At 63.8% G+C, this 13201-nt stretch carries 14 protein-coding genes; 8 read left to right on the forward strand and 6 right to left on the reverse strand.

The features are described 5' to 3' along the window. Window positions 1-3 precede the first annotated feature (3 nt). The 6 genes from XH87_RS33110 to XH87_RS33135 all read right to left on the reverse strand — a co-directional run bounded on the left by XH87_RS33110 (window position 4) and on the right by XH87_RS33135 (window position 6186). The gene (locus tag XH87_RS33110; RefSeq protein WP_271590466.1) at window positions 4-852 is read right to left on the reverse strand and encodes a transketolase; all 849 of its coding nucleotides are present in this window, start codon (window positions 850-852) and stop codon (window positions 4-6) included. Beyond that, window positions 827-1864, reverse strand: coding sequence for an aminoglycoside phosphotransferase family protein (locus tag XH87_RS33115; protein ID WP_271590467.1), 1038 nt, complete (start codon window positions 1862-1864; stop codon window positions 827-829). The genes XH87_RS33110 and XH87_RS33115 overlap by 26 nt, the downstream gene beginning before the upstream one ends. Then, complete coding sequence (locus XH87_RS33120) at window positions 1861-2472, reverse strand: hypothetical protein (protein WP_271590468.1); 612 nt, start codon at window positions 2470-2472, stop codon at window positions 1861-1863. The genes XH87_RS33115 and XH87_RS33120 overlap by 4 nt, the downstream gene beginning before the upstream one ends. 5 nt (window positions 2473-2477) lie before the next feature. Next, window positions 2478-3479 (reverse strand): NAD-dependent epimerase/dehydratase family protein, encoded by a 1002-nt coding sequence (locus tag XH87_RS33125; protein WP_158668577.1) that lies wholly within the window; start codon window positions 3477-3479, stop codon window positions 2478-2480. Between the two features lie 28 nt (window positions 3480-3507). Continuing rightward, window positions 3508-5073 carry a PfkB family carbohydrate kinase gene (locus XH87_RS33130; RefSeq protein ID WP_271590469.1) on the reverse strand — a complete coding sequence of 522 codons (1566 nt, stop codon included), beginning with the start codon at window positions 5071-5073 and terminating at the stop codon, window positions 3508-3510. An 84-nt stretch (window positions 5074-5157) separates the two neighbouring features. Further along, on the reverse strand, window positions 5158-6186 hold the full coding sequence (locus XH87_RS33135; protein ID WP_271590470.1) for an SDR family oxidoreductase: 1029 nt from the start codon (window positions 6184-6186) through the stop codon (window positions 5158-5160). 162 nt (window positions 6187-6348) lie between these two features. Between XH87_RS33135 and XH87_RS33140 the strand changes: the two genes are divergently transcribed. The 8 genes from XH87_RS33140 to XH87_RS33175 all read left to right on the forward strand — a co-directional run bounded on the left by XH87_RS33140 (window position 6349) and on the right by XH87_RS33175 (window position 12715). Next, window positions 6349-6936 carry an SIS domain-containing protein gene (locus XH87_RS33140; RefSeq protein ID WP_271590471.1) on the forward strand — a complete coding sequence of 196 codons (588 nt, stop codon included), beginning with the start codon at window positions 6349-6351 and terminating at the stop codon, window positions 6934-6936. Window positions 6937-6949: 13 nt separating this feature from the next. Then, entirely contained in the window at window positions 6950-7972 is a 1023-nt protein-coding gene (locus tag XH87_RS33145) for a lysylphosphatidylglycerol synthase transmembrane domain-containing protein (RefSeq protein WP_158668575.1), read from the forward strand. Between the two features lie 82 nt (window positions 7973-8054). Then, a complete protein-coding gene (locus tag XH87_RS33150) occupies window positions 8055-9323 on the forward strand; it encodes a class I SAM-dependent methyltransferase (protein WP_158668574.1) in 1269 nt (422 codons plus the stop codon). Window positions 9324-9663: 340 nt separating this feature from the next. After that, window positions 9664-9855 (forward strand): preprotein translocase subunit SecE, encoded by a 192-nt coding sequence (gene secE / locus XH87_RS33155; RefSeq protein ID WP_007602984.1) that lies wholly within the window; start codon window positions 9664-9666, stop codon window positions 9853-9855. After that, entirely contained in the window at window positions 9855-10409 is a 555-nt protein-coding gene (gene nusG / locus XH87_RS33160) for a transcription termination/antitermination protein NusG (protein WP_028146088.1), read from the forward strand. Before secE ends, nusG begins: the two co-directional genes overlap by 1 nt. A gap of 134 nt (window positions 10410-10543) precedes the next feature. Beyond that, window positions 10544-10972 carry a 50S ribosomal protein L11 gene (rplK, locus tag XH87_RS33165; RefSeq protein ID WP_008136439.1) on the forward strand — a complete coding sequence of 143 codons (429 nt, stop codon included), beginning with the start codon at window positions 10544-10546 and terminating at the stop codon, window positions 10970-10972. Between the two features lie 6 nt (window positions 10973-10978). Further along, the gene (gene rplA / locus XH87_RS33170; RefSeq protein WP_018647230.1) at window positions 10979-11671 is read left to right on the forward strand and encodes a 50S ribosomal protein L1; all 693 of its coding nucleotides are present in this window, start codon (window positions 10979-10981) and stop codon (window positions 11669-11671) included. A 90-nt stretch (window positions 11672-11761) separates the two neighbouring features. Beyond that, window positions 11762-12715 carry a 2-hydroxyacid dehydrogenase gene (locus tag XH87_RS33175; RefSeq protein ID WP_271590472.1) on the forward strand — a complete coding sequence of 318 codons (954 nt, stop codon included), beginning with the start codon at window positions 11762-11764 and terminating at the stop codon, window positions 12713-12715. Window positions 12716-13201: the final 486 nt, after the last annotated feature.

Genomic DNA, 13201 nt, shown 5'->3' on the forward strand with positions numbered 1-13201 from the left:
CGATCAAAAATCGCCGACGGCGACGCGAATGGCGTCGAGCTCGCTGTCGGTCAGCTTGTTCTTGTGATGCCAGTCGGCGTTGGATTCCGCGGCCGGAAGACCCTTGCCCTTGACGGTATGGCAGATGATCGCGGTGGGTTGGCCCGGAACGGCCGGGACCTGCTTCAGGACGGTGCGCAGGGCGCCGACGTCGTGGCCATTGAGCTCCTGCACGGCAAAGCCGAAGCTGCGCCATTTGTCCGCAAGCGGCTCCAGCGGCAGGACGTAGTCGGTGGGCCCGTAGCTCTGGAGCTTGTTGTAGTCGATCATCGCGACCAGATTGTCGAGCCCGTGCTTGGCCGCGCCCATGGCGGCTTCCCACACCGATCCCTCGTTGATCTCGCCATCGCCGAGCAGCACGAAGGTCCGGTAGCTGCGCTCGCGCATCCGCGCGGCGAGCGCGAGGCCGACACCGATCGACAGGCCATGGCCGAGCGCGCCGGTCGATGCCTCGACCCCCGGCACCATGCCATATTCGGGATGTCCGCCCAGAATGCTGTCGGGCCCGCAAAAGCCTTCCAGCTCCGACAGTGGGAAGAAGCCGCGATCGGCCAGGAGCGCATAGAGCGCCAGACAACCGTGTCCCTTGCTGAGGATCGCGCGGTCGCGCTCCGGATCGCGCGGGTTGTTCGGATCGATCCGCAACACGTCGTCGTAGAGCACGCGGACCATCTCGATCAGCGACAGGGCCGGACCGACATGTCCGCGCCCCGCAGAGCGGACAGAACCGAGGACCAGGCGGCGCAAATAAAGGCTGCGCTCGTCCAGCGTGCAGGTGAGAGCGGCTTCAGCGTGGGGTGAGATCTGGATCACGTTGGCAAATCGTTTGATGGAGCCGGCGGGCTTTGTCGAGCTGGCCGGCAAGGCGGACCGTCAGATCGCCACCTTGCGCAGCCAGGGCGCGCCGGGAGCGGCTTTCCGGCAAATAGGCATTCAGGACAATCAGGCACCAAATCGCCCCGAACACAGGATACAGTACGTCACGGCGGATCGCAAACGCGTCATCCCCAGCTTCGAAGGCGCGCGAGAGCCGTTCGATCAATCGGTCCGCGCCGGCCGCCGGCAGATCGCTGCCGGGGTGGATCGCAGTGTCGGACACGAGCTTGACCGGATCGTCCCAGCCGAAATATTCGAAGTCGATGAAACGCAGTCTGCCGTCGGCGGTGCGCAGCGCGTTGTGCAGCCCGAAATCCGACGGGCTCAATGCGCGATGGGCGGGTGCAAGGTCCGCTGCCGGATCCAGGCCCAGTTCCGCATAGCGTCGACGGAGTTGCCGGATCGCGATGGCGGTGCTGGGAACCAGGCTGCCGTCCATGAACGCGCGCAGGTCCGGGTGATCCTGCGATGCGCGCCGTAGCCCATCGAGACGTTGCTCGTACTGGGCGATGGCTTGCTCGGGCGAAAAGACGCTGGCTGACGCGTTCCGCAAATTCTGCGCGCCCTCCGCACTGCGCAGCTCTTGCAGCTCGATCAGGAAATCGGCCAACTGGTCGGCATCGTCGCGCTGGGGACGCAAGACCGCGGCATCGCCGTCGAACCACTGATACAGCGCGCAGAATGCAGCCGGATCTTTCGCCACGGGCCGCGGCGTCGACGTGATGCCGTGGCGCGACAGAAACGAGAGCGCGTCATATTCCTGTCCGAGGCGATCACGTCCGTCGGATGGATAATGCTTGAGGGCGAGGGGCGGTCCCTTCGCCATCTCCAGCCGAAACACCCGGTTGTTGCCGCCGGACCGCGCCGGCTGGGCGGCCGCAACCTGCGCCCCGGAGAGGCGGCTGCCGATCGAGATCGCATCCTGCACGCTGATGTCCGGCTCGCTCATCGCGCGAACACTCCGCGGTGAATATCGGCCCAGGTCGCAATCGGCTCGCAATGCTCGGGATGGGGAGGCCGCGACTGCGTGAACAGGATCGATCGCGTCGTCTTCGGAAAGTGCGGCTGCTCGAACACATCGACGAGATCGTCAATGAATATATCGAGCTGCAGGTTCGCGAGGCGCTCGACCTTGGCCGCCAGCGTGTCCTCGAAATAGATATCGCCCGCGGCCAGCGCCGCGCCGGCGGCGTCGATGAGACCCGCGCCCCTCAGCCAACCGCGCGCGGCCTCGCGCAAGTCGACGCGGTCGGGATCCTGATGGCCGAACTGCGTCTTGTGGCTGACGATAAAGACGCTCGCGCCTGCGTTGCGACACGTTGCGAGGAACTCGCGGACTCCGGGATAGATCTCGGCGCCGCCAATTCCCTTGCCGTAGACGAAGCCCTGCAGCCCTTGCCAGGCAAGCTCGCCGCCCGCGCGGGACCGCAGATAGTCCCGCACCTCGGTCTTCAGCCCGTCCCAGCCCGCCGGCACCAGCCCGCGCTGGCGCGCGACGGCGGCAAAGACCTTGTCGTAGCAGATGATCGTATTGTCGAAATCGATGCCGATCCGCACGCCGCTCACTTCAGGCTGATGTTCTGCATCATCTTGATGTTGAAATACCTGGGATCGTTGAGAGAGTTCGGCAGGCGGCCGGTCTTGAAGGCATCCACGAGTCCGGACACCGCCTGTTCGATCGTGTGCGTCGGCGCAAATCCGAGCTCGCGGCGGATCTTCTCCGAGGAGACGTGATAGGAACGGAGATCGTCGGTCGGCTCGACGGCCACGTCGACATTGTCTCCGACCACCGATTTGACGATGTCGGCGATCTTCATCAGCGAGTGGTTCTCGTAGCCGATGTTGTAGGTCTTGCCGTCGATCTTCGCGTCATCCTGCTGCAGCAGGAACAGATAGGCCGCGGACATGTCCTCGATGTGCAGATTTGGCCGCTTCTGCGTTCCGCCGAACACGCGGATGCGGCCGGTGTTGACCGCCAGATTGGTCAGGATGTTGACGACGACGTCGAGACGCTGCCGCGGAGCATAGCCGCAGACGGTGGCGGGACGAACCGTGCAGGTGACGAAGCCGGATGCGGCCTCGTCGGCGAGGTCGGTCTCGCACATCGCCTTGAACTTCGAGTAGTCCGTGAGCGGTTCGCAGGACAGCTCCTCGGTCACCTCGGCCTCGTCCTTGATGCCATAGACGCTCGAGGACGACGCATAGATGAAGCGCTTGATGCCGGCCTTCTTCGCCGCGCGCACCATCGGACGGAAGCAGTCGTAGTTGATGGACTTGCCGAGCCCCGGATCCAGTTCGAACGAGGGGTCGTTGGAGATGCAGGCGAGGTGGATCACCGCATCGTTGCCGCGCAGGGCCTCGTTGATCGCGGCCTCATCGCGGATGTCGCCCTTGATCAGGCGCAGGTTCGGATTGTCGCGAACGGCGTTGAAGACGTCCTCGCCATACATGAAGAGGTCGAGCACGGTGACCTTGTGGCCCGCCGCCAGCAACTGGGGAACCAGCACGCTGCCGACATAGCCGGCGCCACCGGTGACCATCACATTCCATTTCTGACCAATCACAGTCGTTCTCCAGATTTTCCCGTTCGCGTCACTTCAACAACGCGGTGACAAATTTGACCAGCGGCGCCTTTTCGACCGAGCTGCGGTGGCCGACGATGCCCACCTTGATCGCGCCTGCCGCGTTGCCGATGAAGGCGACATCCTCGATATTGCCCCCGGCTGCGACCAGCGGCGCCGTAATCGTCAGGAAGGCATCGCCGGCGCCGACCGTATCGACGACCGTCTTGGTGAAGGCGGGAACGCGCGCGACGCCGGTCTTCGACGAGAAGGGGTAGCAGCCGAACGAGCCGTGCGTGATGATCATGTTGTCGCAATCGATCTTGCCGTGCAGGCGGTCCTGGATCACCGACGCGATGTCGTTGAACTTGTCGGTGGCCGCCAGGCGCGCTTCCGGCGCGTCGATGCAGACGTAGTCGGCGCGCGGATACTTCGTGATCAGGTTGTAGCCGTGGTTTCCGCTGTTGCTCTGGGCGTTGACCGCCAGAAACCTGGAGTTCGCGATCAGCGTGTCGATCGTGCTGGATGCGATCATGCCGTGACCGAAATCGGTGACGATGACGACGTCAGCGCCGCGCACCCGCTCGGCGGTGACACGGTCGATCTCCTTGCGCTCGGCCTCGTCGAGCGGTGTGTCGTCCATGGTGTAGACTTCGAACAGCTTGTGCAGATAGCCCATCTCGACGTAGCGCAATTTGCGGGTGGTCGGGCGGCCCTGAACGCGGATCGGCGTGAGCGTGACATTCGGGCGGACATGTGCGCGAATGAATTCTTCGGGGTAGTCGTTGCCGCCCAGCGTCGTGACGATCTCCACCGACTTGCAGAAGCTCGCCACGTGATTGGCCGCGGCAATGACGCCGCCGGCAAATTGCTCGCCATTCTTGAACAGGGTGGCGACAATGTTCTCCTTCGAAGCCTTTCCGAGCGCCGTGACGTACTGGTATTCGTCGATGATGGTATCGCCGACCAGCACGACGTGCATGTCCTGGATCTTGTCGATCAGCTTCAGCAGGCGTTCGGCGCCACCGCCTTCGCGCACCTTCTGGAGGTAATCGCGCAGAGGGGGATCGTAGATGTCGAAGTACCGGTTCATCAGCGACGACGAGCTGAAGGTCACGTCGCGCGTGAAGACGATGCGGCCGCCATGGCGTTCGACGGCCTCCCGCTCGACGGCGATCTTGCCGGTGACGTCATCGTCGGGATTTTCGTAGTCGGAGCCCTTCACGTAGATGTCGGGGCGCACGGTATCGAGGATCGTCTCGGCGCTCGATGTCCGGTTGATGCCGACCCAGTCGACGGTGCCGAGCGCGGCCAGCATCTCGGCGCGCATGTTCTCCGGAAAGATCGGCCGCCCCGGGCCCTTGTTGACGAAGCGGTCGGCCGTGACGGTCACGATGACCACGTCGGCCTCGTTGCGCGCCGCCAGGATATGCCGGACGTGGCCGAGATGCACGAGGTCGAACACGCCGTGGCAGAGCGCAACGGTCCGGCCCTCGGCCTGCGCGGCCCGCGCGATCTCGCCCAGCTCCTCGATCGTCTTGATCTTCTGGTGCGGTGCCGGATGGACGGTCGGCTTTTCAGTCGGAGCATTACCCATGTTAATTATCCAAAGCGCGGGTCGGTCTGGCCGGCCCGGAAATGATCGGTTGGCGGCACGGACGCTGAGGTCGGACGAGTCCGCTCAACGGCCCGCCTTCTGCGGCGTGCCTGACGCCGTCTCGTCGCTGCCACCGAGATATTTGAACCAGTCCTTGGTGGCATCGGCGATCTTGTCCACAGTCCACAGGGGCGCGTCCCTGTACTGGTCCATCGACTTCAGCATCGTCGCGACGCCGTCCTCGAACTTCACCTTCGGCGTCCATTTCAGGATCCGCTTGATCTTGGTGATGTCGGCGTATGTGCAGTCGGGCTCGCCCGGACGCTTGGGAATATGAACCTTGTCGCCGCCGAGAAGCTCGACCAGCCGGTTGACGCTGTAGGTGTTGTCCGAACCGACGTTGAATATCTCGTGCGAGACATCGGAGCGCGCGGCGGTCACGAAGGCATCGGCGACATCGCTGACGAAGGTGAAGTCGCGGGTCTGCTCGCCATCGCCGACCACCGTGAAGGGCTTGCCCGCGAGCTTCTGCGCCATGAACACGCCGAACACGGCGCCGTAGGTGCCCGTGGTGCGATGGCGCGGCCCGTACACGTTGAACAGGCGCAGTGCCACCGCAGGCAGCTTGTAGACCTGGCACCAGTGCATGACGCACTGCTCGCCGATATTCTTCGTGAGCGCGTAGGGATACATCGGCCGGATCTCGGCGCTCTCCGGCGTCGGGTAGACGTCGGGAATACCGTAGCAGGACGACGACGCCGCATAGACGAAGCGGCTGACTCCCGCGTGCCGCGCAACCTCGAGGACGTTGACCGTGCCGTCGACGTTGGCGCGGTGATACGGGATCGGGGACTCGATCGAGGGAACGATGTCGGCCAGCGCCGCGAGATGGAAGACCCAGTCGACACCGTGGAAATACGGTGCAATCGAGTTCGGCTCGGTGACGTCGGCCCGCACGATCTTGAGCCGATCCGATTTGGCGCGCGAGGCGAGATTTTCGGGACGTCCGATGACGAAATTGTCGAGCGCGATCACCTCGTGGCCGTCATCGAGGAGGCGATCGACGAGGTGACTGCCGATGAAACCGGCGCCGCCAGTAACGATGCACTTCATAGGGAACATCCGTAGTGCGAATGCCCTGCGGGCGTCGCCAATGTTGAGTGAAACCCGAAAGGCCGACTACCAGTCGCTCGCCACTTTTGCAAGCATTATACCTTTGCAATCGGTGGTAATAGCCGGTATCAGGGCCACATGTTGCAGTCGAGCCGCCAGCCCATGCCTGCCGAGTCAGTCGATCCCGATCACAAGGCTTTCCTGTCAGATTACATGGGGCGCCTGCATCGCGCGACGGCGGTCGACGACGCTGTTTTTGCCAGGATCTCCGCCACTCGCGCGGCTTGGTTGCGCACGCGCGAGCAGGGTGGTCGCGTCATCTTCATCGGCAATGGCGGTTCGGCCGGCATCGCCTCGCATCTGGCGATCGATCTTGCGAAGAACGCGTCCGTGCCTGCGCTCTGCTTCAGCGATGCGAGCATGATGTCGTGCCTTGCCAACGATTATGGATTCGAGGACTGGATCGCGCATGCGGTGCGGCTGAGCGCCCGCGCCGGCGACTGCCTCGTCGCGATCAGCTCGTCCGGACGCTCGAAGAACATCCTCAATGCGGTTGTGCAGGCGCGGACGATGAAGCTCGACGTGATCACGCTGTCGGGCATGAACGCGGACAATCCCCTGCGCAATCTCGGCGACGTCAATTTCTGGGTGGACAGCCGCAGCTACAACATTGTCGAGACCACGCACCAGTTCTGGATGATGGCCGCGATCGACCTCGTCATCGGTCGCGCGGAATATCCGGCATCCTGAGGGCGTGCATCCGATGCAGTCGCGGTTCAAGCAGGCGGCCCTGTTCTCGGTAAAGCTGCTGCTGTCGGTCGCGGTGCTGGTCTACATCGCGCGTGGTCTCGACCTCGGCCAATTGCGGGCTCATCTCGTCTCCGTCGATCCCGTCCTGTTCGTCGTCGCCCTGGCGCTGATCTTCTTTCAGACCTTCGTGCTCAACGGCAGGTGGGAGCTGATCATGCGCGCGCTCGGTGTGTCGTTGAACTGGCTCGCGGGCTGGCGGATTCTCATGATCAGCCTCTGGTTCAACCAGGTGTTGCCGTCATCGGTCGGCGGGGACGCGGTGCGGATGTGGCTGCTCCGCCAACGTGGCGTGCAGTGGTCGGGAGCGGTCAAGGGCGTTGCCGCGGACCGCTTCACGGCGTTGATCGGGCTGATCGTGCTGATGGTGGCCGGGTTGCCGTTCCTGGTGTCACGCGTGTCCAATCAGGCTGCGATCCTGGCCATCGGCGGACTGACGCTGGCGGGTGTCGCCGGTACCGTGGTCCTGTTGACGCTCGACCGTCTGCCGAAGCGCCTCATCGCGCTTCCCGCGATCGCAAGCTTCGTCCGGTTCGGGACGCTGGTCAGGTTTCTTCTCCTGCAATCCGAGCGCCGTGGTGTGCTGTTCGGATCGGCGCTCCTCATTCATCTGGTGACCGCGGCGGCCTGCTACGCCTTGGCGCGCGGTGTCGGAGCGCAGCTCTCGGTGCTGGACGCCGGCATCCTGATTCCGCCGGTGGTGCTGTTGACGGCCGTTCCGATCTCGATCAGCGGCTGGGGCGTTCGCGAAGGAGCGATGGTCGCCTGCCTCGGTCTGGCAGGGGTGCCGTCCGAGGAAGCACTGTCGGTTTCGCTTCTGCTGGGCGCCATCAGCGTGATCGTCGGGCTCGCCGGCGGCGCGATCTGGCTGGCGAGTCCGGAGCGCGGGTCGTATTCCGCGGACAAGGCTGCCAAGGCGGCGGAGGAAGCGCCCAGCTTCGTGCTGGGGCAGGGCACCGAAGTCTCGAGCCACTCATGACCTGCTTGAGCCCATTGCCGATCCGGTCTTCACAGGGTGGGATTGTCTCACCCGCTCGCGCATCTCGTATTTCGGTTCCACGATGAAAAACCTGTTCTACGTCCGCCATACTTGCCGCCTCTGTCATTCAGACAAGCAGGAGCGGGTCGTTCCGATGGCAGGCATGCCCATTGGCACGCCGAACTTCCAGGTGCCGAACGCCAGCGTCGACGATCCCGTCTTCCGGGCTGCGGTACCGATGTCGCTGCATCTGTGCAGGGACTGCGGCCACCTCCAGATTCTCGAGGTCGGCAATCCGGAGATCCAGTACCGCAATTACGTCTATACCACCTCGCTCTCGCTCGGCCTGCGGGAGCATTTCGCAGGCTATGCCAACGACGTCGTCAGCCGCTTCGGCATCGCGCCGGGCTCGCTGGTCGTCGAGCTCGGCAGCAACGACGGATCGTTGCTCGGCTTCTTTAGGGAGCGCGGCATGCGGGTGCTGGGTGTCGATCCCGCTGTCGATATCGCGCGGCGCGCGACGGAAGCGGGGATCGAGACCATCGGCGATTTCTTTACCGACGCTATCGGGCACCGCATCCTGCAAAGCCATGGTGCGGCGAGCGTCGTGATCGCCAACAACATGATCGCGAATGTCGACAATCTCGATCCGCTGGTGATCGGGGTTCGCGACGTGCTCGCGCCGGACGGATTGTTCGTCTTCGAAACCCAATACGGCGTCGACGTCACCGAGAAGAACCTGCTCGATACCGTCTATCACGAGCATCTGTCGTATTTTAACATCAAGCCGTTGACGCGTTTCTTCGCGCGCCTCGGCATGGAAGTGATCGACGTTCAGCACATCTGGACCAAGGGCGGCTCGATCCGCGTGACGGTCCAGCGCGCAGGCGGCGCGAAGAAGCCGTCAGCGGAGGTCGCGAAGTTCATCGCCGAGGAGGACCGGCTCGGCGTCGATCAGCCGGCCTATTATGCGCCTTATGTGAAACGGATCGCGGCCATCCGCGACGAGCTGGTCGCGATGGCCGATGCCGCCCATGCGCGCGGTCAACTGGTCGCCGGCTATGGCGTCTCGGTCGGCACCACGACGCTGCTGCCGCAGTTCGGCCTGGAGAACAAGATCGATTTCCTGGTCGACGACGACCCCAAGAAGGGGAATGTGATGGCCGGCCCGGGTTACGACATTCCGATTCTGCCCCCGGCCGCCCTTTACGAGCGCAAGCCCGCGTTCGTCGTGGTCTTCGCCTGGCGCTATGTCGACCCGATCCGGGCCAAGCACGCCCGCTATTTCGCCGAGGGTGGCAAATTCGTGGTGCCGCTCCCGGGTATCTCCATGGTCGACCGGGCCGACTGACCCGGGCGGGTCGGTCGGGGAGGTTTCGGGCGGAGGCCGATCCCCGCTTGGGGCGGGGACGACGGGAAATCCTTGATCCTGCCCGGGCTGTGCGCGGTCGCCGAGGACGCCGGCTTGCCGGCGCGAAGCCCCGATATATTGACCTTTGGCCCCATCCGCAGTATCTACCCCGCACTCGCAGCCGGCCCGTTAGACGCGGATCTCCGGCGCGGCTTTGAAATCCCCGAATAATCGAGCCCGGTTTCCGGCTCATCCTTCGAAACAGAGGGCTGGGCCAGCGGCGGCTGTTCGGATCCCCGAAATTCATTCGCGTCTGTCGACGGACGCTGGACATCAAACGATGGCAGTCAGCCCCTTCAAGTTCTTGCAGGAAGTGCGTTCGGAGACCGCCAAGGTCACCTGGCCGACCCGTCGTGAGACCACGATCACCACCATCATGGTGTTCGTCATGGTCGCGGTTGCCTCGATCTTCTTCTTCGCCGCCGACCAGATCATCCGCGTCCTCATCACCTTTCTCCTGGGCATTCACTGATGGCAACAGCAACCGCTCAAGTGTCCGACAAGCGCTGGTACATCGTCCACGCCTATTCGAACTTCGAGAAGAAGGTCGCCGAATCGATCCGCGAGCAGGCCAAGCAGCGCGGGCTCGAGGATCTGTTCGAGCTGGTGCTGGTGCCGACCGAGAAGGTCACGGAAGTGCGCCGCGGCCGCAAGATCGACGCCGAGCGCAAGTTCTTCCCGGGCTATGTGCTGGTGAAGATGAAGCTGACCGACGAGGCGTTCCATCTGATCAAGAACACGCCCAAGGTGACGGGCTTCCTCGGTGCGGAAAACAAGCCGATGCCGATCTCGGAAGCCGAGGCCATGCGCATCCTGCACCAGGTGCAGGAGGGCGTGGAACGGCCGAAGGCGTCGGTGTCGTTCGAGATCGGCGAGAACGTGCGCGTGGCCGACGGCCCGTTCGCCTCGTTCTCGGGTGTGGTCGAGGAAATCGACGAGGCGCGCTCGCGCGTGAAGGTCGCCGTGTCGATCTTCGGCCGCGCCACGCCGGTCGAGCTGGAATTCGGTCAGGTCGAGAAGGTCTGATCGGGTTGCGCGTGAAGCCGAAACGCTTTGCGCAATGAGAGGCCGTGGGAGGACGAGGGCGGTTGCCAGCCGCCCGTCGATCCCGACCACGAACCTGAAACCGCCGGCAATCGCCGGCACAACAGGAGTGATACATGGCAAAGAAAGTGACCGGATACCTGAAGCTTCAGGTCCCGGCCGGTGCGGCGAATCCTTCGCCCCCGATCGGTCCCGCGCTCGGTCAGCGCGGTCTCAACATCATGGAGTTCTGCAAGGCGTTCAACGCCCAGACCCAGAAGGAAGAGAAGAACACCCCGATTCCCGTCGTGATCACGATCTACGCCGATCGTTCGTTCACCTTCGAGATGAAGACGCCGCCGATGTCCTTCTTCCTCAAGCAGGCTGCCAAGATCCAGTCCGGCTCGAAGGCGCCGGGCCGTGACAAGGCCGGCAAGGTGACCAAGGCGCAGGTGCGCGAGATCGCCGAGAAGAAGATGAAGGACTTGAATTGCGACACCATCGAATCGGCCATGAAGATGGTCGAGGGCTCCGCCCGTTCGATGGGTCTGGAAGTTGCGGGGTAAGCGGTCATGGCAATCGGAAAGCGTTTGAACAAAGCCCGCGAAGGCATTGATCGCGAAAAGCTTTACCCGCTCGCGGACGCCATCAAGATGGTCAAGGAGCGCGCCAAGGCGAAGTTCGACGAGACCATCGAGGTCGCGATCAATCTCGGTGTCGACCCGCGTCACGCCGACCAGATGGTCCGTGGCGTCGTGACCCTGCCGAACGGCACCGGCCGTACGCTCCGCGTCGGCGTGTTCGCCCGTGGCGCCAAGGCCGATGAGGCCAAGGCCGCCGGTGCCGACGTCGTCGGCGCCGAAGACCTGGTCGAGAAGGTGCAGAACGGCTCGATCGATTTCGACCGCTGCATCGCCACCCCCGACATGATGCCGCTGGTCGGCCGTTTGGGTAAGGTGCTCGGCCCGCGCGGCCTGATGCCGAACCCGAAGATCGGCACCGTGACCATGGACGTCACCGGCGCGGTGAAGGGTGCCAAGGGCGGCTCGGTCGAGTTCCGCGTCGAGAAGGCCGGCATCCTGCAGGCCGGCGTCGGCAAGGCCTCGTTCTCCGAGGAGAAGCTGGTCGAGAACATCAAGGCTCTGGCCGATGCAGTCTCGAAGGCAAAGCCGGCCGGCTCCAAGGGCACCTACATCCAGCGCGTTGCGGTGTCCTCGACGATGGGCCCCGGCGTGAAGGTCGAGCCGGGCACCATTCTCGGCTAAGGTTCGATAATTGCATGAGGCGAGGGGCGGAATTGGGCAACCGATTCCGCCCCTCGTCGTTTGTGGCGACGCTCACCGGAAACAAGAACAATGGCTGACAAGGTCCTGATCTATTCGCGCTTTCCCAAGACCATGATGGCGCGTTTCGCGGAGCGGTTCGAATTGCTCGACACCGGGGGCAAGCCTGCGCGCGAGGTGTTCTCGGCGGGTGAACTCAACGGCATCCGCGCGATGCTGACCGCGGGCGGCACCCCGCTCGGGGCGGAGGCGATGGACCTGTTTCCAAAGCTCGGCGCCATCGTCTGCTACGGCACCGGTTATGACGGCGTCGACCTGAAGGCGGCAGCCAGCCGAAACATCGCGGTTGGCCACAGTCCAGGCGCCAATGCGGCCTCGGTCGCCGATATCGCCATGACCCTGATGCTGGCGGCGACGCGGCGGATTTTGGTGGCCGACCAATATGTCCGCAGCGGCGATTGGGCCGCCTCGAAGCAATCGCCGATGATGCGGCCCCAGGCGGGCATGCCCGGCCGCCGTATCGGCGTCTACGGCATGGGCGAGATCGGCCGCAAGATCGCCGTGCGCTGCGCGGCCTTCGAGAGCGAAATCGGCTATTTCAGCCGCAGCGAGTATGATCTGCCCTATCAATATTTCCCGTCGCTGGGGGCGTTGGCCGACTGGTGCAGCGTGCTGATGATCGCGGTGCGGGCAGGGGCCGAGACCCAGCACGTCGTCAATGCCGACATCCTTCGGCGACTCGGCGCGGACGGCTATGTCGTCAACATCTCCCGCGGCTCGGTGATCGACGAGAAGGCCCTGGTGGCGGCGCTCACCGACAGGACCATCGCCGGCGCCGGCCTCGACGTCTTCGAGAAGGAACCGCACACCCCCGATGCACTCACCGCGCTGCCCAATGTGGTATTCGCTCCGCACATCGGCGGTCACACCCTGGATTCGCACGTTGCCATGCAAAACTGCGTCCTGGCGAACTTGACCGCGTTCTTCGCGGGCAAACCGCTGCCTTACGCGGTCAAATCGGCCTGAATCGGCCCTTGTCGGCCGGGATCAAGCCCGGCCGGCAATCGATTGGAACTGGTGTGAATTTTGCTCTTGGCAAGCAGGCCCGGAGCGGTTAAAGAACCGCCTCCGAACGTGCCGGCCTCGGCTGGCGCGTTCGTGCACGCATTCCGAAAAACCGGCATGACAGGAGATCATTCCTTTTCAGGACGTCCGCAAGGATTTGCCGGAAAAGGAAGGAAAGCCCGTCGGTTGGTGGGATGCGGGCAGAGGTCGGGCGGTTTGCCGGCTGACCTTGTCCTGTCCAAGACTGCAGGCGCCCGCGGGAAACTTCGATTTCTCAACGGCTTAATCGCATGGCCTGCATAGACGGGTGAAGGCCGGATTTCACTTCGCATCCAGCTTCAAGGGCTGATCTGCGAAACGGATCTGGTTCGGACCTCGACACGCCGTGGGCTCCTGGGCTCCCGGAGGGCAGGCTTTGAATTGTCGTCTTGCCCGGCGTGTCCGTGG

Source organism: Bradyrhizobium sp. CCBAU 53415, from assembly GCF_028128735.1.
Taxonomy (GTDB): Bacteria; Pseudomonadota; Alphaproteobacteria; order Rhizobiales; family Xanthobacteraceae; genus Bradyrhizobium.

Bases quoted from the DNA above. Each gene is read 5' to 3' on its own strand.
- rplK (WP_008136439.1), top strand. From the start codon at position 10,544: ATGGCAAAGAAAGTGACCGGATACCTGAAGCTTCAGGTCCCGGCCGGT.
- secE (WP_007602984.1), top strand. From the start codon at position 9,664: ATGGCAGTCAGCCCCTTCAAGTTCTTGCAGGAAGTGCGTTCGGAGACC.
- XH87_RS33130 (WP_271590469.1), bottom strand. From the start codon at position 5,073: ATGGGTAATGCTCCGACTGAAAAGCCGACCGTCCATCCGGCACCGCAC.
- XH87_RS33175 (WP_271590472.1), top strand. From the start codon at position 11,762: ATGGCTGACAAGGTCCTGATCTATTCGCGCTTTCCCAAGACCATGATG.
- XH87_RS33150 (WP_158668574.1), top strand. From the start codon at position 8,055: ATGAAAAACCTGTTCTACGTCCGCCATACTTGCCGCCTCTGTCATTCA.
- rplA (WP_018647230.1), top strand. From the start codon at position 10,979: ATGGCAATCGGAAAGCGTTTGAACAAAGCCCGCGAAGGCATTGATCGC.
- XH87_RS33140 (WP_271590471.1), top strand. From the start codon at position 6,349: ATGCCTGCCGAGTCAGTCGATCCCGATCACAAGGCTTTCCTGTCAGAT.
- XH87_RS33115 (WP_271590467.1), bottom strand. From the start codon at position 1,864: ATGAGCGAGCCGGACATCAGCGTGCAGGATGCGATCTCGATCGGCAGC.
- XH87_RS33145 (WP_158668575.1), top strand. From the start codon at position 6,950: ATGCAGTCGCGGTTCAAGCAGGCGGCCCTGTTCTCGGTAAAGCTGCTG.
- nusG (WP_028146088.1), top strand. From the start codon at position 9,855: ATGGCAACAGCAACCGCTCAAGTGTCCGACAAGCGCTGGTACATCGTC.
- XH87_RS33135 (WP_271590470.1), bottom strand. From the start codon at position 6,186: ATGAAGTGCATCGTTACTGGCGGCGCCGGTTTCATCGGCAGTCACCTC.